The organism is Leptolyngbya sp. O-77 (genome assembly GCF_001548395.1).
In the GTDB taxonomy this organism is placed as follows: Bacteria; Cyanobacteriota; Cyanobacteriia; order Elainellales; family Elainellaceae; genus Thermoleptolyngbya.
In genome coordinates, this window is sequence record NZ_AP017367.1 from 1,318,124 (window position 1) to 1,338,662 (window position 20,539).

Below are 20,539 nucleotides of genomic sequence, written 5' to 3' on the forward strand. Positions count from 1 at the left end.
TCTGCCTTTGATCTTTTGCCTTGCGACATTAGCCTATCTCAGCCATCAGCCCGTCTCAGCATCGTTGACCCGGCGAAGCTGCACCACGTCGCTCATTTTGCGGATCTGGGTAAAGGTGCGCTCTAGCTGATTGTGGTCGCGAATGTCGATACCGAGATTGATCACCGCCGTCTGGCCGGGGAAGGTTTTCACCTGAGCATTGCGGACGTTGATGTTGTAGTCGCTGAGGCGCGAGAGGATATCCTTTAGCACACCTACCCGGTCGATGACCTCTAGCTGAATTTGCACCGGATAGGTCTGGGTGCGGCTGCTGGTGGTTTCGGCTGCGTTCCAGCTCACGGGAATGAGGCGATCGCCCGGTACACTGTCTGTATTCGAGCAGCCCTGACGGTGAATCGAGATGCCCCGGCTGCCCTGCGTCACCACCCCAATAATCGGCTCACCGGGGATCGGCGTACAGCAGCCCGCCAGATGATACAGCAGCCCTTCCACGCCTTGAATTGGAGAATCATGCGTTTTGGGTGCGGGGCGCGTGGGCTGCGGCGGCGGATTGAGCAGCAGCGCCTCTTCCTCCGCCGTTGTGGCCACCGGAGTCACTGGCTGGAGCGCCTTGGTAGCATCCCGCAGCCGATTCAGCACATGATTAATCGTCACCTCGCCATAGCCCACGGCCGCCAGCAGGTCTTCCGGCGTTTGATAGTTGCAGCGCACCGCCGTTACCTGCATCTGCTCCGACTTCAGCAGCGCTTCAAACCCCTTCTTGCCCAACTCCCGCTCCAACATGTCGCGCCCGCGCTGCACGTTCTCCTCTCGATTCGACCGCTTATACCACTGGCGAATCTTGTTGCGGGCCCCCGGTGTCACCACAAAATTCAGCCAATCCAGCGACGGATGAGCGTTTTTCTGGGTAATGATTTCCACAATGTCGCCATTCCGCAGCACCGTATCCAGCGGCACAATACGCCCATTAATCTTGGCTCCAGCACAGCGATTGCCCACCTCGGTATGAATCCGGTAGGCAAAGTCTACCGGCGTAGATCGCTGCGCCAGCGGAATCACGTCGCCCTGCGGCGTAAACACATACACATCATCGTCAAACAGGTTGGTGCGGACGCTTTCCAAATATTCCTGCGCGTCCTTGAGGTCGTTTTGCCAGTCCAGCAGTTGCCGTAGCCAAGTCAGCTTTTCGTCATCCGGGCTAAAGCGGGTCACGGTAGATTTGCCCGTTTCCTTGTACTTCCAGTGGGCGGCGATCCCGTATTCTGCAACGTGATGCATCTCCACAGTGCGGATTTGAACCTCGACCGGGCGGCCGCCATGACCAATCACAACCGTATGAAGCGACTGATAGCGGTTAGGCTTGGGCAGGCCGATGTAGTCTTTGAAGCGGCCGGGAATCGGGCGAAACAGGTTGTGAACCACAGCCAGACTGCGATAGCACTCATCAATAGTGTTGACGATAATGCGAACCGCCGTGATGTCAAAAATTTCGTGGAATTCCTTTTGTTGCCGCTGCATCTTTTGGTAGATGCCGTAGAGATGTTTGGGGCGGCCCTTGAGTTCAACACAGTGAATGCCAGATCGCGTTAGTTCCTCGCGCACTTCCTCCACCGTGGTCTCCAAATAAGACTCGCGATCGCCCCGCTTTTCGATCACCAGCGCCTGAATCTCACGATAAGCCTCTGGCTCTAGATACTTAAAGGCAAGATCTTCTAACTCCCACTTAAAGCGCCCGATCCCTAAGCGGTTTGCCAGCGGTGCAAAGATTTCGCGGGTTTCCAGAGCAATCTGGCGACGCTTGGCATCGGGCAGATGCTCCAGGGTTCGCATATTGTGGAGGCGATCGGCCAGCTTCACTACAATCACCCGGATATCCTGCGCCATCGCCATAAACATGCGGCGAAAGTTTTCGGCCTGGCGCTCGGTTTTGCTCTCAAAGTTAAACTTCGATAGCTTGGTTACGCCCTCTACTAGGCGACTCACTTCGCTGCCAAAGCGCTCCTCCAGTTCCTCAACCGTGACCTCCGTATCTTCGACCACATCATGCAGGAACCCAGCGGCGATGACAGCGCTGCTGCCCCCCAGATCGCGCAACAGCCCCGCAACGGCGATGGGATGAGCGATATAGGGTTCGCCAGAGGCCCGCTTTTGCCCTTCATGAAGCTGATAAGCAAAGTTGAACGCATCGCAGACAACCGACGCATCCGAGCGGGGATTGTCAGAACGATCTCCGGTGACTGGACAGGCTTGAGAAATCAGGCATTCTCGGAGCCAGTCAGGCAGTTCAACATCAGTGGGTAGCGTGAGGGTTGTGGCGTTCATGAGGCAACTCCTGATAGGAGAGAGGGAGCGTAGATACGATTTAATTGCCCTGGCTGAGGGAAAGTACTGAAAGCTAGGAGCCTGGAAACTCCCTGTGCGATGCGGTGGATTTTAGCTATTAAACTGTTCGATGGGAACGTTTGGGAAGAGATTTGGCAATTGAAATCCTAAAGGGGTCGTCTTTCTGCTGAGCCATTGAACCGAATTGCTGGAGAAGTTCTAGCAGTTCTCAGTTCCCAAGCCATCTCCCTGAGTTGCACAAATGCTGCGCCAGCTAGGGTGTTTGCGAGGCGGCGCTTACTTATTAGTTACGTTTATTAACGAGATAGACCGGACTAATAAAAGCGTTTTGGCGGAGATCAGGTGAAAGATTGATGAGAGGTTCTAAAGACTTGGAGACTAAAGGCTTGGAGATATGAGGAAAATGATATGAGGAAAATACTGTCAGACTGAGGCGCAAATTCGCTCAAATACACCACTTGGCTTAAGGTTGTGAGCCAAAGCGATGAGTTTGAATCAGCTATTTCTCTACTATATACAGAATTCTTAACATTCGTTTAAGAATGTAGGCGGGAGCTGCCACATTGTCATGGCTTTATCAGAATGGGAGACCTATCGTCCGGTTTACGAGGCCCTGCGATCGCTCTCTTGCTCTATGCTGGCACAGGTTTCGGGTGAGGGGGCAGCCCCCACAGGGGTTGCAGATTTGCGTTCATTATTTAACCGATTACAGACGCAGTTTCAGCAGCAGATTTTAACGCTCGATTTGAGCGGGCTGGATGGGACAATCGCGGCTCAAGTCTCTGCACTCCATACTGAAATGGCAAAGCAACTGCGGCTGTTAAGTATGGACCTGCTGTTTTTGCAAACGGCGCGACAGCCCGAAACTACCCGGCAGCGAACCGAGCAGATGGGCGATCGCCTGCGCTTGCTGATGCGCTATTGTGATGCTGTTTTGGGAGAGGAGGCATGATGGACTGCCTGAAAGATCGGGGAGTGCAACTGGTAGATGTGGTGCTGCGGGGAAACCTGCCCGCTCAGCAATGCCCAGACTGTGACGGCTGCTGGATCGCGCCAGAAGACTATCACGCTTGGAAGCAGGGTCAGCCCCAGCCCATGCCCGAAACCGTGAACCTGGAGGCCGCCGCCAACCATCCACCCGCTCCGCTGGACACGCGGACTGCCCTCTGCCCCGACTGCGGCGGTTTTCTGTCGCGGGTGAAAACGGGCGCAACCATGAACCCGTTTTATGTGGAGCGGTGTCCCCAGTGTGGCGGCATCTGGTGCGATCGCGGCGAATGGGACGCACTCAGAGCAATGGGCATTAGCGCCATCATCGACCAGTTGTTTTCTAGCGATTGGCAAAGCCGAATGCGAACCCGCGAAATGCTGCATCGAGAGCGCCTAGCCATGATCGACAAGCTCGGCGAAGACCTGGCGCTGCAAGTCTTTGCTCTAGCACAGCAGCTTGAGCATCACCCCAATGGAGATTTTGGCGTGGCCTATTTGATGCGGCGGGTCGGCGGGAGTGAGGCAGGGCTGGAGTGAGCGCATGACCTATGCCTTTCCCGACTCCTTCTTTTGGGGTGCTGCGACCTCGTCTTATCAGATCGAGGGAGCGATCGCCGCTGAGGGCCGCAAGCCCAGCGTGTGGGATACCTTCGCCGAAACGCCAGGACGGGTGCTGAATGGGGATACTGGGGCGATCGCCTGCGACCACTACCACCGATTTCGAGAAGACGTGGCGCTGATGGCGGAGCTGGGGATCAGGCACTATCGCTTCAGCATCGCCTGGCCCCGCGTGATCCCCGACGGGCGCGGCGCAGTGAACGAGGCAGGCGTGGATTTTTATCGGCGGCTGGTGGACTGCCTGGAGGAACATGGGATCACGCCCTACGCAACCCTGTTTCACTGGGACAGTCCCCAGGCGCTAGAAGACCGCTACGGCTCCTGGCGCAGCCGCGAGATGGCACAGGACTTTGCAGAGTACGTGGCGGCGGTGGTGGCACGGCTGGGCGATCGCATTTCGCACTGGATCACCATGAACGAAATTTCCTGCTTTACGCACCTGGGCTATGGCGTGGGGCAGGTTCCCACTCACGCACCGGGAACTGTCGTGGACACGCCAAAAGACGTGTGGCAAACGTCGCACCACGCGCTGCTGGGGCACGGGCTGGCCTGCCAAGCCATCCGCGCTGCGTCGCCCGGCCCCTGCACCGTAGCACTGGTGGATAACTACGCCGTCACTGTGCCGATCGCCGAAACGCCAGCACATATCGCCGCCGCCCAAACCGCCTTTCACACCGCCTGGGCCAACGGCGGCATCATTTTTCCGGCACTGACCGGAGCCTACAGCCCGCTGCTGCTGGCACAACTGGGAGCCGACGCGCCCGACATTCAAGACGGCGACTTGCAGACCATTTGCCAACCGCTGGATGCGCTGGGGCTGAATGTCTACTCTGGCAGCTATGTGCGAGCGGCGGATCATGCCGACGGGTTTGAGATGCTGCCCTTTCCGGCCAGCTATCCCCGACTGCACATGCCCTGGCTATGGCTGCTGCCAGACTGCCTCTACTGGGGTGTGCGCCATGTGAGCGAAGTGCTGGGGCAGGGCCAACTGCCCATATGGGTGACGGAAAACGGCTGCGCGGTGGAAGACGTGCTGACAGAGCAGGGAGAGGTGCTGGACTGCGATCGCATTCTTTACCTGCGGCAACACCTGCAAGCTGCCCACCGCGCCGTGTCCGAAGGCTACCCCCCTGCGCGGCTACTTTGTCTGGAGCCTGCTGGATAACTTTGAGTGGGCCTGGGGGCTACGATCGCCGCTTCGGGGCTGACCTATGTGGATTTTGACACCCAGCAGCGCATCCCCAAAGCCAGCGCCCACTGGTACGCCGAGTGCATCCGACAACATCGGGTGGTCTAGGCGGGGTAAGATGATCTTTTGCAAATCTGCCTTGTGCCAGTCCCAGTATTCGTGCAACAAGCCGGATGCAGTCTATAGGACAAGCGCAGGATTCGGACACACTGCCTATGCCGTCGGCTTATGTAATTGGGTTAGGAAAGTCAGGCGTTGCTGCCGCGCGGCTGCTGCATCGGCAGGGCTGGCAGGTGACAGTCAGCGACTCTGGCAGTTCCGATGCCCTGCGATCGATTCAGCAGAGCCTCCAGGCAGAGGGCATTTCCGTTCTGCTGGGGCATCGGCTAGAGCCAGATCCCGCCCAGATGCAGCAGATCGTCGTCAGCCCCGGTGTGCGGTGGGACTTGCCCGCGCTAGAAACCGCCCGCGCCCTCGGCATCGAAACCATCGGGGAAATGGAACTGGCGTGGCGATCGCTCTCCAGCATTCCCTGGGTCGCCATTACGGGCACCAACGGCAAAACCACCACCACCGCCCTCACTGCCGCCATCTTCCGAGCCGCCGGGTTAAACGCGCCCGCCTGTGGAAATATTGGCTACGCCGCCTGCGAAGTCGTGCTGAGTAAAGAGGGAAAAACGACTAGCCGCCTCTCTCCTGATGCGCCTATCCCCCAAAATCCAACATCCCCTGACTGGATTATCGCCGAGATCAGCAGCTACCAGATCGAATCCTCCTCAACCCTAGCGCCCCAGATTGCCGTCTGGACAACCTTCACGCCCGACCACCTCAGCCGCCACTACACGCTGGAAAATTACTACAGCATCAAGGCATCGCTGCTGGCGCGATCGCCCCTGCAAATTTTCAACGGCGACGATCCTTACCTGCGTAGCACGTCCGACCGCTGGCCCGACGCCTGCTGGACAAGCGTGGCGGGCAAAGACAAGCTGCTGGGCGATCCGACGCGGGGCGCGTATGTGGCAGACGGCTGGGCGATCGCCCTGGGGGAACGCATCGTGCCCATAGACGCGCTGAAAATGGTGGGCCCCCACAACACCCAAAACCTGCTGATGGCAGTGCTGGCGGCGCGGCTGGCGGGCGTGGAGAAAGAGGCGATCGCCCATGCCGTCGAAACCTTTCCCGGTGTGCCGCATCGGCTGGAACATATCCGCACCTGGCGGGGCATCGACTTTATTAACGACAGCAAAGCGACGAACTACGACGCGGCGCAGGTGGGACTGGCGGCCGTGCCCGCACCCGCCATCCTGATCGCTGGGGGGGAAGCCAAAGAAGGCGACGACACCGTCTGGCTGACCACGATTCAGCAAAAAGCCGCCGCCGTTTTGCTCATTGGCAGCGCTGCCGAAGCCTTTGCAAAACGCCTGGATCGCATTGGCTACTCGCGCTACGAAATCGTCGAAACGCTCGATCGCGCCGTGAAGCGCAGCGCCGAGATTGGTCAGCAGCTGAACGCCCAAATCGGACTCCACACTGTACTCTTTTCACCCGCCTGCGCCAGCTTTGACCAATATCCTAACTTTGAAGCGCGGGGCGACCACTTTCGCACGCTGTGTCTGGCGCTGTAGCCCCTGGTCAGACAACGGATGATATTAGCGATGATGACCGGGTTATCGGGTCTATTTTGAACGCCGACGGCGCGGTTCCTGGCTTGGCGATCGCCTCTAGGTATCATCCTCATCCAGGAAGCTCCTGGCAGATCGGGTCAAGGCATACAATAAAGCCAGGACGATTTGCTCCCTGCCGCTTACAATCCATGATTCAGACCCGGCCCCGGTTTCTCAGCTTTGAAGAGTATCTGTCTTATCACGACGAGACAGAGAATTTGTATGAACTATTTAATGGAGAGCTAGTCGAAGTGCCGCCAGAGTCCGGATTGAATACGGAGATAGCAAATTTTTTGTTCTCGCTCTTTTTGCCCATTGTTGGACACCGTCGAGTCCGCGGGCACGGGCTGGAACTGGAAGTGCGCGGAGAGCCTAAAAACCGCTATCCCGACCTCACCATTCTTCGAGAAGAACACATTCAGTTGCTCAAAAGCCGCAACACGATTCGGCTGAACATGGCTCCGCCGTTGCTGGTAATTGAAGTTGTCAGCCCTGGAGACTTGCAGCGCGATCGCGATTATATTGCCAAGCGATCGCAATATCAGGACATCGGCATTCCTGAGTATTGGATTGTCGATCCACAGGACAACGCGGTCACGGTTCTGACGCTGCTGGAGACTACTTATTCCCAGGTAGAACGCTTTCAGGGAGAGGAAAGGGTGCGATCGCCCCAATTCCCTAACCTGCAAATCACCAGCGCACAAATCTTTGGCGCTGGAGCCGATGGCTGAGCAATCTACCGATGGCTGAGTAATTTGGGGGAATTGAGTCAAGCGCAAGTGAAGCGCGATCGCCCTGGGGAACCGATTCAGTAGATTCAGTGGACGCGCTGAACCGTTATCCCTCTGCAACTTCCTCTACTCATCGGGTTCTCGCTCGATGGGGTTCGTGGAAAAATCCATTGGTTCTTCATCAGGATCGGGCGGCACTGGGCTGAATGCAGGACAATAGCCTTCTGGTGTAACTTTGAAGCCAAAGAGGGACGAGGCCTGGCTCCAGCAGCGCTGCCCCCGATAGTGGATGCAGTTGCCGCAGCATTCGGTTCCTGGCAAAATGTCTGGCTCGTCGCCGCGATTTAACAACTCTCGCTGAGACACGCCCCGCAGCACCAAACTGTCGCCCTGCCAGCGCACTTCCACAATGCCCGTGTCGGCAAAGGACTGCCAGCGCGGATCGGTGAGCAGGACAGGCGGCAGCATCACCAGTGCGCCGTCTTCGTACTCGGTCAGTTCGCCTTCATACTGCGTTTCGGGCGCAGCAGGCTGAAGGAAAGTTTCGCCCACAGGCAGATCGACGCGCATTCCGGCCAGCGGCGTGTGCAGGTGATAGCGGTTTTGCAGCTCCTCCAGGCTGGCCAGGTCAGCCAGATAGTTGGCCGGGCCATGCACCAGAACGACGTGCTGGGGCCGCAGGTTGTGGATCAGTTGAGTGGTGCCGATGCCGTCGCAGTGTTCGCCCAGTAGGTAGGTGTCGAGAGTGAGGCGACCCGATTTGAGGAGCGATCGCAGCGATTTGGAGGCTTGAATGCGCTGTTCGGTGAGCGCGTCGATCGCCCCTTCGCGGCCCGGCTGCTGGGGCACCAGCAATAGCCAGGGCAGCAGGCTGGCGTGGACGTATTGGCTGAGTTCGGTGTCATAGTGGGTCAGCACGATGGCAGGCGTGGGGCCCGACAGGGCGATTTGCCGCAGCCCTGGATCGAGCGGCAGCCGTCGCACATGGGGGCGAATGCGTTCATCCCAAAAGAGGGGCTGGTGTCGCGCAAAGTTTTGCACACTGCTGGGGAAATGATGCAGCAGTTCCAAATAGGCATCGCATCCGGCGGCGATGCGCTCGTCTACCCAGATGTCGATCGCCCGTCCGGTGAAGTGGTGGTGGCTGCGGAGGAGGAGCAACAGTTCTTGCCCCAGCCCCAGCGTTGGCACGGGAAACAGGACAGATTGCGAAGCGGCGATCGCCTGATGGATGCGCTCTGCAAGCTGGTTTTCCTGCTGGCGGCGGTGGGGAAAGCGGGCCGTGCCATAGCTGCCCTCGGCAATCAGCACGTCGGGCTTGAGGCCGCGCAATTCCTCCAGCGGCAGCCCTTCCGCCAGCCGCGAGTTGGACAGTAGAAAATCGCCCGTATAGAAGACGGTGTAGGTGCGCTCCGAGGTGGCGTAGGTGAGCAGGAGCGCTGTGGCCCCCGGCAGGTGTCCGGCAGGAATCAGTTCGGCGCTGAGACCATCGGCAAATTCGACGGGCGATCGCCAGGGCAGCGCATGGCAAAAGTCTGGCACGTCTGGCTCATCCAGCCAGTTCAGCGGCAGCAGTTGGGCCGTCACCTCGCTAGCGTACACAGGCAAATGGGGAAACGCCCGGTGCAGCGCCAGCAGCCCCCGCGCATGGTCGCCGTGGGCGTGAGTACATAGCACCAGATCCGCAGGTGGCTCAGCATCTGCCGTCAGCGCCTCAATCTGTTCTAGCCCGCAGTCCAACAGAATCCGATGAGGCCCCATCCGAACCAGCAGACAGACCCCTTCATCGGTGTTTCCCACACCATAGGGCAGGCATTCAAGTTCAGTCACGGCTTCAGCAGGTCGCGTTTCTTGCTCATGAGGAAACCGCAACGCGGCGGGGCGACGTGCGGGGCTGGGGCGGACAGGAGAGCGCAGTCAGCACCACAGGAGTGTAGTTAAAGTGCGACTTAGTGGGCAGAGCCGTTGCCGTGATAGTTATCTGAATCATAGAAGCCGTTGCGCGTGCCAAAGAACAGGCAAGCCGCAATAAACACCGGCGTTATTCCCAGAAGAATTAGTTTAACGTCCATTTTTTTAACCTCGTTTGCGGTCTAGTATAAAGCTGAGACGATTGAAATCAAGAGTTATTAGAGTTTGTTTAAGGTTGCTGGATTGGTGAGGCACAGCCACTAGTGCTGGGCAGCGTAAACAGACTGACCGTTCGTAGTGGTGACTTCAGTCACCCGATTCACAGCTAGTTCCTTGGAAGCAGGCTTAGGAGGCAGACTCAAGTCTGCACTACCAACTAGGGGCAGAACTTCCGCCTCAGAGTACTAGCCCCCAAGCTACACTTCTGCTGAATCGGTACTACTGTTTTCCAGACTATTTTCGAGACTCACTTCCAATCCAAACTATTTTCCAGACACTATTTTCCAAACCCAGCAGGGTTTTGGCAAACCCTGTTTTCATCCTACTCAATCTGTTTAGCACTAGACAAACGCCCGTGCGATCGCCCTCTTCCCCCGCTCTCAACATCTCGACACCCTCTCCAAATATCATTGCTCCCGCCTGGCTAAGCCGCTGCGCCACCCAGGTTGCACCCGATTTGCTGGGCTGTGTGCTAGTCCGCCAGTTGCCCACCGGGGAAACCCTGCGCGGCGTGATTGTAGAAACCGAAGCCTACACCCCCGGCGACCCTGCCTGCCATGCCTATCGCCGCCGCACACCGCGCAACGCCGTCATGTTTGGCCCGGCGGGGTGGGCCTATGTGTATCTCATCTATGGCATGTACCACTGCTTTAACGTCGTCACTGATTTGGACGGGGTCCCCAGTGCTGTGCTGGTGCGAGCGCTGGAGCTAGACCACCTGCCGCCTGGCCTCGACCCCGGCCGCGATAAGTTGCACCGCGTGGCGGCGGGCCCCGGAAAGCTCTGCCGCGCTTTGCAAATCGACCTCAGCCTGACGGTAACACCGCTCGCGCCGGGTCAAGGGCTGTGGCTAGAGGGGCGATCGCCCGCATTCCAGTCTCAGCTCGACGCAGGACAACTCTCCTTTGTCCAAACCACCCGCATCGGACTGACCCAAGGCGCAGACCGCCCCTGGCGCTGGTACGTTGCCGAAAGCAAAGCCGTATCGAGGCGGTAACCCCAACCTTCCGCCAACCATAAAGGTTCAGGACTTACGCATTTGCGATAGGCTCTTTGGGTTTTGGACAATTTCTCACGGGCTGCGCCCGCGAGAAATTGTCCAACTGCGTAAGTCCTAAGGTTTTTGAAAGGTTTTTGGAAAAGTTGAAATAACCCCACAGGACGTTACACAAAATCCACCCCCGTAATGAGGTTTCTAGAAACCCCCACCAAAATCGCCAATACCTCGCTAGACCCCTTGTGCTGAATCAACGTATTACCCGACTCCAGACCGCTTCCTCTCATAATCTTGAGGTCTTCAAACCGCAATCCACGGCCCAACTGGAGGCGATCGCTCCCATCTTCAAAATCAACAATCCGATCAACCCCTTCCCGTCGTCCCAGCACAAAAGTATCCTTGCCGCCACCGCCAGTCAACCAATCGTTTCCAAGCCCACCCTGCAACAAATCATCCCCTCGCCCGCCGTCCAACTCATCATCCCCAGCCCCGCCAATCAGCGTGTCATTCCCCAGCCCCCCAACTAAGACATCATCTCCACTCTTACCAACCAAACGATCCGCATTACCCAGTCCATACAACTCATCATTGGCAGCCGTGCCAACCAGCTTATCCTTGAGGCGCTTGCCAAACTTGCTGATTCCCCTAAAGGCCGAAAGCGACCACAGCTCCAAGCCGGTTGCACCATCGTCTGCCCGAAACACCAGCCTATTCCCAAGCACACTAAACTCCCGTGGGAACGACCCTTCTTGACCAGGTCGAATATCCTTTACAAGCTTCGTGCCAGCCGTGGTGCCATCCGTCATCCAGAGTTCTCGCCCGTGGACACCATCATCAGCTTCAAAGAAAAGCCTATTCCCAAACGCCGTGAAGCCCATCGGCAGCGAACTCCTGCTACCCGGAGCAATATCTTTCACCAAGTGAGTACCAGCCGCAGTCCCATCCGTCACCCACAGTTCCTCACCATTCGTGCCATTGTCCGCTGCAAAGTACAGCTTGTCGTTAAAAACTACAAACTCACCCGGACTAGAATCGCCCCAACCCGGCCGAATATCCTTCAGGAGTTGAGTACCTGCCGCCGTTCCATCACTTACCCAAAGTTCCGTACCATTGGTGCCATCGTCCGCTGCAAAATACAGCTTGCCATTAAAGACCGTAAAGTTTCCAGGAAAAGAACCGCTACTCCCTGGGTCGATATCTTTCAACAAAGTAGTCCCAGCCGCAGTCCCATCCGTCACCCAGAGTTCTCTTCCGCTAGAGTTGTTGTCAGCCGCAAAGTACAGCTTGCCCCCCAAGGCCGTAAAGCCCAGCGGATTAGAGGAATCCGTCGGGTGAATATTCTTTAACAACTGAGTCCCTGCGGCAGTGCCATCGCTGATCCAAAGCTCAAAGCCGTGAATCCCGTCTTCTGCCCGAAAAACCAGCTTATCCCCAAGCACCGCAAAAAGATGCGGAAACAGGGCAGTCGCCGAACTGCCACTAAAAACTTCACTAAGATTGATATCCTTCAGCAACTCCGTGCCCTCAGGGGTGCCATCGCTAACCCAAGGTTCATAACCATAAGCCGGATGGAATGCCCCAAAAAACAGCTTGTTCTTCAACACCACCACATTGGTAATAGTCATCCCTTGACCCCGAATGTTAAGGTCCTTAAGCAAGCTCGTGCCCGCAGCAGTGCCATCCGTTACCCACAGTTCTTCCTCATGGACCCCATCATCTGCCTGAAAGTACAGCTTGTTATTGAAAACCGTAAAGTTATACGGAAGAGCGTTTCCTCCCCCTGGGTAAATGTCTTTCAACAACTGGGTGCCCGCGAGCGTACCGTCCGTCATCCACAGTTCTCGACCAAAGGTGCTACCAGTTGCCTGAAAGAACAACCAATCCTTGAAGCGAGTAAGCCCACTAGGGATAGAACTGGTTGCGCCAGAGTAGATGTCTTTAATCAAAGAAACGATGTAAGTCATAGTCTATGCAAGTCCTACCAAGTTCTACGAGTCCTCTTAAGAGGAATAGAATCGACCTCGACCAATCGGCTCAGACCCAACCAATCGGCTCAGGCAATAGGGAAGCGTTTTCTTGCCGAGCGTTCTAGCCTTAGAGAAGCCAGGAAAAACAGTCAACCGATTTTGCAAACTTCAATCCCTGTCCCTGCAATAGAATCCTTTGGCATCTCCAAAAAACTCACAGCAGACAGGGTATCTGTGCCACCCAAGACAGGGTTTCCCTCTGAAGATTCACCAGAGGAGGGCATTTTCCAAAAAGACCAAAACAGCCTTACCGTAACTTCATGGATTAACCCTTCTGCATGAAGTCTTTTTTGAAGGCGTGAATCGTTACGTAGCGTTGCCAAACACCCATTCATTCATACAGAAGATGGATTGAGCTAAAGTCCAAACAGAAAGGACTTACGCACTTGCAAAAGAAAAACTGTTCTACTGCGTAAGTCCTACGGTCTTGCCAAGACTCATACCATCAGCATGCTAGGCTTGCTTTGCCCAGTTCGCACACTTTGCGATGGGTTTACGATACAAAATCTGCAACCGTGATAGCACTCTTGGGCACCCCAACCAGCACCGCCAAAAGGTCGTTGGTTCCTCTGACCTGAATCAGCGTATTGCCCGCTTCGTCTCCCTTGCCCCGCACCATTTTCATCTGGCTAAAGTTTAGCCCACCGGCTAGTTTCAGCTTGTCGATGCCGTCAGCAAAGTCCATAATCCGATCGGCATCGGGCCCCTTCCGTAAAACGAGTTATTGTCAAATCTGGTGTATGAAGAAGAATTAAGCAGCGTCCTGGCGAGCGGCTGAATCGTCTTTTTGATCTGCACGAATCCCATCTTTAAACTTCACTCCTTCAATCACCTCCCCTAGTCGCTTAAACCCTCGAATCTTAAGCCAGCGTTTTTGAGCACTCTGTACCAACTTGAACACCAACGACAAAATACTGTCTTGTGAAACACAACCTCGTGTTTTATCCGTTCTCAAACGCACCGTTGCAAAGGTCGATTCAATGGGATTGGTCGTGCGAATATGCACCCAATGTTCAGCCGGAAAATCATAGAATGCCAACAGCGCATCACGGTCTTTAGACAAGCACTCGACCGCTTTGGGATACTTGACATCATAGGTTTTGATAAATCGCTCAAATGCTGTCTGTGCATCGGCTTTGGTTTCTGCCATGTAGATCTCATGCAAGGCAGATTTGGCTTTCGGTTGCTGACTCTTCGGCAAGTTGTTGAGCACATTGGCAGTTTTATGCACCCAGCACCGTTGCACACGAGTGGTGGGAAAGACTTGCGCTAGCGCTTTCCAAAACCCTAATGCTCCATCGCCAATTGCCAACTCTGGAGCTTCTTTCAGCCCTTGGTCTTGCAGCCGTAACAACAACGGCTTCCAACTCAATTCAGATTCTCGAAATCCTGCTTCCAACCCCAGCAGTTCCTTGGTTCCGGTATCGGTGACACCGATGATAACCAGAATGCACTGGCGGTCATCCTCGTTGCGGATATTGAAGTAGATGCCATCTGCCCAAATGTAAACGTAGCGTTTACCGATCAGGAGCGTTTCTGCCACTGTTGATGCTCCTCTATCCATTGCGTTTTCAGTCGGCTAATCGTACTGGACGACAAACCTTTTGCCTGGGCTCCTAGCAACGATGCCAACGCTTCTGCAAAATCCCCCGTTGAGACGCCTTTGAGATATAGCCAAGGCAGTACTTCCTCGACACTCTGGGAACGCTTGAGATACGGGGCAACAACGATGAGTTGAACTTGATACCGCTGCCACTGCGGTCGCGCACCTTCGGCACTTGAATTTCAACTTCCCCAACCCCTGTCATAATTGTTCGCTCTGGTAAGTAGCCGTTGCGAACGATCGCCTGTCGTCCCTGGTCGTCTTTAAGGGACTGGTACTGGGCGAGAAACTCTTTCAACTCTGCTTCAACAGCTTGAGCAATGATTTGGCGAGCACCCTGGCGTACTAGTTCACTCAAGGCATCGCTGAAAAATGCGGCTGTTTCTGACGGTTGAAATGCAATAACATTATCCTTACTCATGGTGTATCCTCGTCTGGTCTTTTTCCTTATCCAGCAGGATACGCCGTTTCTTCTCCTTTAGGCATACACCACAAATAAACATAGCTCCCGTAAAACAAAGGTATCTGCACCCAAACCGCCAACCAGCGTGTCGTTCCCCTTGCCGCCAACCAGCAAATCCTTTCCATCGTTCCCAACCAGGAAATCGTTGCCGCCGTTGCCCAGCAAAGTATCGTCGCCTGCGCCGCCAATCAACGTATCGGCAGTTCGCCTGCCGTTGAGGGCTTGTCCGGGTGGTATGCTTGCAGGGCGAACCAGAACGTAGACCGTGGCCGTATCTGCCAGCCCCGTGCCGTCTGTCAGGGTGTAGGTGAATTGCGCCAGACCGCTAAAGCCCGCCGTCGGGGTAAAGACCACGGTTCCAGTAGTAGCGTTGAAGGCGGCCGCGCCGTTCGTTACACCGCTGACCTGGGTAACGCTGAGGGAACTGCCGTCCGGGTCGGTGTCATTGGCTAGCAATTGGCTGACAGTGATCGTCAACGGTGTTCCGAAATTCGTCTCGAAGCTGTCGCTCCGAGCCAGGGGCGCATTGCCCTGCAACACAAACAATTCATAACCGAAGCCGCCGTTGGCTCCACTAAAAATCAGCTTGCTCCCAAAAACCTCAAAGTCGCTATTGAAAGCATCCAAACCGCTATTTGCTCCCGGATTGAGATCGGTCACCAGTTTCGTGCCTGCTGCCGTGCCATCGGTCACCCACAGTTCCCGCCCGTGGGTTCCGTCGCCTGCGGAGAAAAACAGCTTATTATCAAAAATTGTGAAGTTGTAAGGAAAGGAACTGCCACTGCCAGGGTTAATATCCTTTAGCAACATCGTGCCCGCAGATGTGCCGTCGGTAACCCAAAGCTCACTACCGTTGGCGCTGTTCGTCGCTACAAAGAACAGCTGGTTGTTGAAGACTGTGAATCCGTCGGGGAAGGAATCATTAGAGCCAGGGTTGATGTCTTTTAGGAGGGTAGTGCCCGCAGGTGTGCCGTCGGTAACCCAAAGCTCACGACCGTTGGCGCTGTTCCTCGCTCCAAAGAACAGCTGGTTGTTGAAGACTGTGAATCCGTAGGGGAAGGAATCATTAGAGCCAGGGTTGATGTCTTTTAGGAGGGTAGTGCCCGCAGGTGTGCCGTCGGTAACCCAAAGCTCACGACCGTTGGCGCTGTTCCTCGCTGAAAAGAACAGCTGGTTGTTGAAGACTGTGAATCCGTAGGGGGCGGAATCATTAGAGCCAGGGTTGATGTCTTTTAGGAGGGTAGTGTTCGCAGGTGTGCCGTCGGTAATCCAAAGCTCACGACCGTTGGCGCTGTTCGCCGCTGAAAAGAACAGCTGGTTGTTGAAGACTGTGAATTCGTAGGGGAAGGAGTTGTCTATCCCAAGGTAAATATCTTTTAGCAGAGAAATCGAGTAACTCATGATTTGTCCTCTTAGGCGCAGTAATTGGGGAGCTTGCCTGCGGTTTCCTGCCACTTTTAGAGATTGGTGCTTGTTGTAAACAACACAACAATCACTGGGACACACTGCCTTATCGCATTCTTATCGCAAAAGGCGCAGGAAGAGCTTTTCGCTTCTAACCAGGAGGCATGACCTACCCGAATTTTCACGGAGTCGGTTTTTCCCTCCGGAAGAATTCTGAAGGAAGGACTGTATATTTTTGTGTTAGCCATGCTGACAATTTCCCGTATATTCAACGGGTTCTGGCAGGCAGTGAGGCGGTGATGGGGTCGCTATTGCGTTTTATGCCTGATGCGGTGGGTGAGTATATCTACTGAGCAGTCTTGATGCCAGAAAAACGCAAGCTACAAGACATCTCGATGGACAACCTCAATCCAGAAGCCCTCGTCAACTGATGGTGGCTGAAAAAAACTAGTTACATGGTGAAAAACGTCTTCTGTGTCAAACTGTACCCGCTCTGGATTGGTTTCCCTCCGCTTCCTAATTCCCTCCAAGCAAGTCTCGTCATCAACATCAAGGTATATCAACTTATGAGGTATGTTTTCAGATAACAGTATCTCTTTGAACCATGCTCTTTGATTGACTGTGTTTGCTGGGAAGTCCATTACTACAGAAAGTCCAGCTTTGATTAGGCTTCTTACATGATTTTTCAACACGGATCTTAATCGCCTTGAGTATTTTACATAATCATCAAAATTTTGTATTTCTTCAGGATAAATGGTTGATAGCCACTCATCCTCCGACAACAAAATGGCGTTTAGTTCTTTAGCAATTTTGCAAGATAGGGTGGATTTACCAGACCCCATTTTCCCGCAGAAGAATATCAAAGTTCCCATCTGGTTCATTTCTGCTTCCTCGCATAACGGTGAAGGGCCGTCCTAATTTGGACACCTCGAAAAATTCAATCCTTCTTGAGAATTAAGAATAACAAGGAGATTTAAACAGTTTAAGTCCTAAAAATTCGCAATAAGGTAATTAATCCGGGTGCCCACTCGAATATTTGTGAAGGCGCTGCTGGAGGAACAGGTCGGGGGCGCTGCGGCACAGAAGGTGGGAGGGGGCGATCGCCCATCTTGCCCCTACCCATGACCATTGTGTTCAGTAACTCAGGTCATATTCAGCAAGTCTTCAAGCTTATCTTAGCCACCTATCAGCATGGCTTCAGGGGTCGGTGTCATCTTGATCAACATAGATTTTCAGCCAGCCGCAAGCCGCAAACGTCTCCTCCCAAACGGCTGCTGAAGTCAGATCCATAAAATGGAGGCTCGAATATGTTGAAGCGAATTTTACTCGCTGGATTATCTGTGGTTTTGCTGTCTGCGGCGGCACCCCTGTCGGCCCCTGCAAGTGCGAGTTCCTACCGCTTAAATCCGTTTAAGCTGGTGAATTTAGCTCGAAATGGCGTTTTTCGCGATCATGGAGTGCCTGGTTTTGGACGGTTGAGTGCTGCTCATCAGGCGGGTCAAATTACTGCTAGAGACGTAATCCGTGCGGCGATCGCCGACGGTCGCTTGTCGTCCGAAGTCTTGGACGATTCGCGCTATGTGCGCTCGGTGGAACACCACCTGATCGACATCAATGGCAGCCGGGAGCGCTAGTATCAATTCCACTGAGGTAGGGTCTATTTTTTTGCAGAAGCCTGGCAATGCAAGGCTTCTGCATTCAGATTTGTTTTCCTAACTGAACTTATCTCCAGACTGATATCTTCGGAGTCGTTTACCTACACCAATTCGCCCTGGGTAATTTACTTTGGGCTAATTTTTGGACTAGTTCGCGACAGATTCGGGCGGACACAACCCTCTGCCTTCTTCAATGGCGGTGTAAACGCAGCCTGCGTATTGACCAGCAGGCGTGCCCGATGGCGTGAACACCATAATCGCAGCGGAACCGGAAGCGTCGCCGTGCTTCACCAGCAGGTCATTTCCTAGATAGCCGATGTTGATTAAATCCCGCATCGGGTAAGTGGTGAACTCGTCCTGCAACATTCGTTCGCCTGGAACCTGTACCCGGTAGAGGGCGTGGCCGCTGCCTTGTGGATCGATAACAAACACCGCGCTGAGCTGCGTTTCCACGCATTCTTGCAGAATTACACCGACGGCGACATTGCCTGTTTGGGGATCAATACCAACAGACGGATGGAATCGCTGCCCGTTCAGTGTTTGCTCTGGCTCAATTTGCAGCCTTTCGCAGTTCACACCGTCCAGAACGCGCACGTTCATGCTGTTGGCCGAAATGGTCTGCGATCGCCCTTCCGAGGTGAGCCGGAGCTGCGTGCCGTCTTCACTCATGCGAACGCGAGTGCCGCCGCGCTGCCCCCCTGCAACGGACATTTGGGGCAACAACAGGGCGATCGCCCCCGCGCCAGCCACCAACCCCGCCGCCATCGTCATCCAAAAAACCTTTTTCATCAGGAACTTCCTTTTTCAGAAACACACCAGAGAAATAGACACAATCTGCCTGACGTAAGTTGCGGAAAATCCAAAATATTTTGTGGCGATATGTTTCCAACATCTATTTCAGCATCTATGCAACCTCAGACTTGCAGCGCCGATTTTGGGCAGACAGGGCGCAAGGCTTGATTCTGGGGAACCTAGCCCCTAGACTAGGTGGAACTGCATCCCCTATCTAACTCCCAGCCATGTTCTCTGCCGACTCTGCCGACTCTATTGATTTGGAACGCTACGCTGAACAGACTGCCGCCCTCATTGGTCTGCCCATTCCCCCTGACTGTAAACCTGGTGTGATTGCCAATCTAGAACGCACCGCGGCGATCGCCCAGTTGGTCTTAGAGTTTCCCCTGTCGCCAGAGGCGGAGAGTGCGGCGGTGTTTGTGCCGATTGGAGGCGGAACTGGTGGCGTGACGGGGTAATGGCGTGACGGAGCCACTCAGCAACCCCGACATCTTGCCCCCCCACCTCCCCTCCCCCCTCTCATGTTCGACCTTTCCCATGCCGATGCAACGGCGATCGCCACTGCGGTTCGCGCCCAGAAACTCACTGCTGAGACGGTAGTGAGGGCTGCGCTGGCGCAGATTGATGCGCTGGATGGCAAGCTGAATGCTTTTACTGACGTGCTGCGGGAGCAGGCGTTGCAGGAGGCAGTGGCCGTGGATAGGGCGATCGCCGCTGGGCAAGATCCGGGGCCCCTGGCAGGCGTGCCCTTTGCAGTCAAAAACCTGCTGGATATTGCAGGGGTCGTCACGCTGGCAGGCTCCAAAATCAACCGCGACAAGCCCCCAGCCTCGACGGATGCGACAACTGTGGCTGCCCTGCGAAAAGCGGGCGCGGTGCTGCTGGGCGGGCTGAATATGGACGAATACGCCTATGGGTTTGTGACGGAAAACAGCCACTACGGCGCAACGCATAATCCCCACGACCTGAGCCGGGTCGCAGGCGGATCGTCTGGCGGGTCGGCGGCGGCGGTGGCGGGCGGGCTAGTGCCCCTCTCGCTGGGGTCAGATACAAACGGATCAATCCGCGTTCCGGCAGCGTTTTGCGGCATTTTTGGGCTAAAGCCGACCTATGGACGAGTTTCCCGCGCCGGTTCTGCCCTATTCTGCGCCAGCCTTGACCATATCGGCCCCTTTGCTCGCTCGGTGCGCGATATTGCCCTCAGCTTTGATCTCATGCACGGGCCCGATCCCCGCGATCCGGTGTGCAGTTCTCGACCCGCCGAACCAACCCTGTCACAATTGGATCGGGGCATCGACGGATTGCGAATTGCTGTCGCTGATGGCTACTTTGCCACAGGCGGACAGCCAGAGGTGTTTGCCGCTGTGGAAACTGTCGCCCGGGCCTTGGGCGCGACGGAGCGCATTATCTTACCTGAAGCACACCGCGCCCGCGCTGCTGCGTATCTAATCACCACCTGCGAAGGCAGCAATCTGCACTTGCCAAACCTGAAGACGCGCCCCCACGACTTTGACCCCGCCACGCGCGATCGCTTTTTGTCCGGTGCGCTTATCCCTGCCAGTTGGTATCTCCAGGCGCAGCGGTTTCGGCGCTGGTATGGCGATCGCCTTGCGGAACTCTTTCAGCACGTCGATCTAATCCTTGCACCCACCACGCCCTGTGCCGCGCCGCTGATTGGGCAAGAAACCATAACCCTTGGCGGGCAAGAAATGCTCACCCGCCCCAACTTGGGATTGTATACACAACCGCTTTCTTTCATTGGGCTGCCGATCTTATCTGTCCCCGTACAGCAGTCAGGCGGGCTGCCCCTCGGCGTGCAAATCATCGCCGCGCCCTACAATGAATCACTGGTGCTCCGAGCAGGCGCATTTTTGGAACAGGCTGGCGTAGTTGCGGCTCCGGTGGCACGGGTTTGAAGCAGGATACTGCCGAT

Annotated in this window: 20 protein-coding genes and 1 pseudogene; 11 read left to right on the top strand and 10 right to left on the bottom strand. The window is 55.4% G+C overall.

What is annotated here, in order from left to right; translation table 11 throughout:
* Positions 1-45: 45 nt before the first annotated feature.
* On the bottom strand, positions 46-2,322 hold the full coding sequence (locus O77CONTIG1_RS05640; protein WP_068508785.1) for a RelA/SpoT family protein: 2,277 nt from the start codon (positions 2,320-2,322) through the stop codon (positions 46-48).
* A 589-nt stretch (positions 2,323-2,911) separates the two neighbouring features.
* On the opposite strand from O77CONTIG1_RS05640, the gene patD reads away from it, so the two are divergent.
* The 7 genes from patD (at position 2,912) to O77CONTIG1_RS05665 (ending at position 7,535) form a co-directional block, all read left to right on the top strand.
* Positions 2,912-3,295: a heterocyst frequency control protein PatD gene (patD, locus tag O77CONTIG1_RS05645; protein ID WP_156434958.1), complete on the top strand. Its 384-nt coding sequence runs from the start codon at positions 2,912-2,914 to the stop codon at positions 3,293-3,295.
* The gene (locus O77CONTIG1_RS05650; protein WP_068508789.1) at positions 3,295-3,870 is read left to right on the top strand and encodes a zf-TFIIB domain-containing protein; all 576 of its coding nucleotides are present in this window, start codon (positions 3,295-3,297) and stop codon (positions 3,868-3,870) included. Before patD ends, O77CONTIG1_RS05650 begins: the two co-directional genes overlap by 1 nt.
* Before the next feature lie 4 nt (positions 3,871-3,874).
* A complete protein-coding gene (locus tag O77CONTIG1_RS05655; protein ID WP_197673330.1) occupies positions 3,875-5,116 on the top strand; it encodes a glycoside hydrolase family 1 protein in 1,242 nt (413 codons plus the stop codon).
* On the top strand, positions 5,082-5,159 hold the full coding sequence (locus tag O77CONTIG1_RS28320; RefSeq protein WP_410503500.1) for a family 1 glycosylhydrolase: 78 nt from the start codon (positions 5,082-5,084) through the stop codon (positions 5,157-5,159). Before O77CONTIG1_RS05655 ends, O77CONTIG1_RS28320 begins: the two co-directional genes overlap by 35 nt.
* On the top strand, positions 5,129-5,248 hold the full coding sequence (locus tag O77CONTIG1_RS27775; protein ID WP_410503501.1) for a family 1 glycosylhydrolase: 120 nt from the start codon (positions 5,129-5,131) through the stop codon (positions 5,246-5,248). Before O77CONTIG1_RS28320 ends, O77CONTIG1_RS27775 begins: the two co-directional genes overlap by 31 nt.
* Positions 5,249-5,355: 107 nt before the next feature.
* Positions 5,356-6,765, top strand: a complete 1,410-nt coding sequence (murD, locus tag O77CONTIG1_RS05660; RefSeq protein ID WP_068508791.1) for a UDP-N-acetylmuramoyl-L-alanine--D-glutamate ligase — start codon at positions 5,356-5,358, stop codon at positions 6,763-6,765.
* A gap of 188 nt (positions 6,766-6,953) precedes the next feature.
* Positions 6,954-7,535 carry a Uma2 family endonuclease gene (locus tag O77CONTIG1_RS05665; protein ID WP_068508792.1) on the top strand — a complete coding sequence of 194 codons (582 nt, stop codon included), beginning with the start codon at positions 6,954-6,956 and terminating at the stop codon, positions 7,533-7,535.
* 126 nt (positions 7,536-7,661) lie between these two features.
* On the opposite strand, the gene O77CONTIG1_RS05670 is transcribed toward O77CONTIG1_RS05665, so the two are convergent.
* Genes O77CONTIG1_RS05670 through O77CONTIG1_RS26685 form a run of 3 tightly spaced genes read right to left on the bottom strand, consistent with a single transcriptional unit; the run spans position 7,662 to position 9,607 of the window.
* Positions 7,662-9,365, bottom strand: coding sequence for an MBL fold metallo-hydrolase (locus tag O77CONTIG1_RS05670; protein WP_068516077.1), 1,704 nt, complete (start codon positions 9,363-9,365; stop codon positions 7,662-7,664).
* Between the two features lie 25 nt (positions 9,366-9,390).
* Positions 9,391-9,525, bottom strand: coding sequence for a hypothetical protein (locus O77CONTIG1_RS26680; protein WP_286132560.1), 135 nt, complete (start codon positions 9,523-9,525; stop codon positions 9,391-9,393).
* On the bottom strand, positions 9,485-9,607 hold the full coding sequence (locus O77CONTIG1_RS26685) for a hypothetical protein (RefSeq protein ID WP_267313420.1): 123 nt from the start codon (positions 9,605-9,607) through the stop codon (positions 9,485-9,487). Before O77CONTIG1_RS26685 ends, O77CONTIG1_RS26680 begins: the two co-directional genes overlap by 41 nt.
* Positions 9,608-9,966: 359 nt before the next feature.
* Between O77CONTIG1_RS26685 and O77CONTIG1_RS05675 the strand changes: the two genes are divergently transcribed.
* Positions 9,967-10,662, top strand: coding sequence for a DNA-3-methyladenine glycosylase (locus O77CONTIG1_RS05675; protein ID WP_317134213.1), 696 nt, complete (start codon positions 9,967-9,969; stop codon positions 10,660-10,662).
* Between the two features lie 167 nt (positions 10,663-10,829).
* Here O77CONTIG1_RS05675 and O77CONTIG1_RS05680 read toward each other — a convergent pair whose 3' ends face one another.
* The 5 genes and pseudogenes from O77CONTIG1_RS05680 to O77CONTIG1_RS05700 all read right to left on the bottom strand — a co-directional run bounded on the left by O77CONTIG1_RS05680 (position 10,830) and on the right by O77CONTIG1_RS05700 (position 17,040).
* The gene (locus O77CONTIG1_RS05680; protein WP_068508793.1) at positions 10,830-12,626 is read right to left on the bottom strand and encodes an ELWxxDGT repeat protein; all 1,797 of its coding nucleotides are present in this window, start codon (positions 12,624-12,626) and stop codon (positions 10,830-10,832) included.
* A 556-nt stretch (positions 12,627-13,182) separates the two neighbouring features.
* The gene (locus tag O77CONTIG1_RS05685; protein WP_068508796.1) at positions 13,183-13,374 is read right to left on the bottom strand and encodes a hypothetical protein; all 192 of its coding nucleotides are present in this window, start codon (positions 13,372-13,374) and stop codon (positions 13,183-13,185) included.
* 66 nt (positions 13,375-13,440) lie between these two features.
* Positions 13,441-14,713: pseudogene (locus O77CONTIG1_RS05690) on the bottom strand (IS256 family transposase).
* A 57-nt stretch (positions 14,714-14,770) separates the two neighbouring features.
* Positions 14,771-16,156 (bottom strand): ELWxxDGT repeat protein, encoded by a 1,386-nt coding sequence (locus tag O77CONTIG1_RS05695; RefSeq protein ID WP_068508797.1) that lies wholly within the window; start codon positions 16,154-16,156, stop codon positions 14,771-14,773.
* A 383-nt stretch (positions 16,157-16,539) separates the two neighbouring features.
* Positions 16,540-17,040 carry an AAA family ATPase gene (locus tag O77CONTIG1_RS05700; protein ID WP_068508798.1) on the bottom strand — a complete coding sequence of 167 codons (501 nt, stop codon included), beginning with the start codon at positions 17,038-17,040 and terminating at the stop codon, positions 16,540-16,542.
* A gap of 426 nt (positions 17,041-17,466) precedes the next feature.
* Here O77CONTIG1_RS05700 and O77CONTIG1_RS05705 point away from each other — a divergent pair, with 426 nt between their 5' ends.
* Positions 17,467-17,793, top strand: coding sequence for a hypothetical protein (locus O77CONTIG1_RS05705; protein ID WP_068508799.1), 327 nt, complete (start codon positions 17,467-17,469; stop codon positions 17,791-17,793).
* A 168-nt stretch (positions 17,794-17,961) separates the two neighbouring features.
* On the opposite strand, the gene O77CONTIG1_RS05710 is transcribed toward O77CONTIG1_RS05705, so the two are convergent.
* A complete protein-coding gene (locus tag O77CONTIG1_RS05710) occupies positions 17,962-18,603 on the bottom strand; it encodes a hypothetical protein (RefSeq protein WP_068508800.1) in 642 nt (213 codons plus the stop codon).
* A gap of 230 nt (positions 18,604-18,833) precedes the next feature.
* On the opposite strand from O77CONTIG1_RS05710, the gene O77CONTIG1_RS05715 reads away from it, so the two are divergent.
* Both O77CONTIG1_RS05715 and O77CONTIG1_RS05720 read left to right on the top strand, forming a co-directional pair.
* The gene (locus O77CONTIG1_RS05715) at positions 18,834-19,064 is read left to right on the top strand and encodes a DUF4089 domain-containing protein (protein WP_068508802.1); all 231 of its coding nucleotides are present in this window, start codon (positions 18,834-18,836) and stop codon (positions 19,062-19,064) included.
* 63 nt (positions 19,065-19,127) lie between these two features.
* Positions 19,128-20,522, top strand: coding sequence for an Asp-tRNA(Asn)/Glu-tRNA(Gln) amidotransferase GatCAB subunit A (locus tag O77CONTIG1_RS05720; RefSeq protein WP_068508804.1), 1,395 nt, complete (start codon positions 19,128-19,130; stop codon positions 20,520-20,522).
* Positions 20,523-20,539: the final 17 nt, after the last annotated feature.

Coding starts and splice junctions, on each gene's coding strand:
- O77CONTIG1_RS05640 (WP_068508785.1), bottom strand. CDS start 2,322: ATGAACGCCACAACCCTCACGCTACCCACTGATGTTGAACTGCCTGAC.
- patD (WP_156434958.1), top strand. CDS start 2,912: ATGGCTTTATCAGAATGGGAGACCTATCGTCCGGTTTACGAGGCCCTG.
- O77CONTIG1_RS05650 (WP_068508789.1), top strand. CDS start 3,295: ATGGACTGCCTGAAAGATCGGGGAGTGCAACTGGTAGATGTGGTGCTG.
- O77CONTIG1_RS05655 (WP_197673330.1), top strand. CDS start 3,875: ATGACCTATGCCTTTCCCGACTCCTTCTTTTGGGGTGCTGCGACCTCG.
- murD (WP_068508791.1), top strand. CDS start 5,356: ATGCCGTCGGCTTATGTAATTGGGTTAGGAAAGTCAGGCGTTGCTGCC.
- O77CONTIG1_RS05665 (WP_068508792.1), top strand. CDS start 6,954: ATGATTCAGACCCGGCCCCGGTTTCTCAGCTTTGAAGAGTATCTGTCT.
- O77CONTIG1_RS26680 (WP_286132560.1), bottom strand. CDS start 9,525: ATGATTCAGATAACTATCACGGCAACGGCTCTGCCCACTAAGTCGCAC.
- O77CONTIG1_RS26685 (WP_267313420.1), bottom strand. CDS start 9,607: ATGGACGTTAAACTAATTCTTCTGGGAATAACGCCGGTGTTTATTGCG.
- O77CONTIG1_RS05680 (WP_068508793.1), bottom strand. CDS start 12,626: ATGACTTACATCGTTTCTTTGATTAAAGACATCTACTCTGGCGCAACC.
- O77CONTIG1_RS05685 (WP_068508796.1), bottom strand. CDS start 13,374: ATGGACTTTGCTGACGGCATCGACAAGCTGAAACTAGCCGGTGGGCTA.
- O77CONTIG1_RS05695 (WP_068508797.1), bottom strand. CDS start 16,156: ATGAGTTACTCGATTTCTCTGCTAAAAGATATTTACCTTGGGATAGAC.
- O77CONTIG1_RS05700 (WP_068508798.1), bottom strand. CDS start 17,040: ATGAACCAGATGGGAACTTTGATATTCTTCTGCGGGAAAATGGGGTCT.
- O77CONTIG1_RS05705 (WP_068508799.1), top strand. CDS start 17,467: ATGTTGAAGCGAATTTTACTCGCTGGATTATCTGTGGTTTTGCTGTCT.
- O77CONTIG1_RS05710 (WP_068508800.1), bottom strand. CDS start 18,603: ATGAAAAAGGTTTTTTGGATGACGATGGCGGCGGGGTTGGTGGCTGGC.
- O77CONTIG1_RS05715 (WP_068508802.1), top strand. CDS start 18,834: ATGTTCTCTGCCGACTCTGCCGACTCTATTGATTTGGAACGCTACGCT.
- O77CONTIG1_RS05720 (WP_068508804.1), top strand. CDS start 19,128: ATGTTCGACCTTTCCCATGCCGATGCAACGGCGATCGCCACTGCGGTT.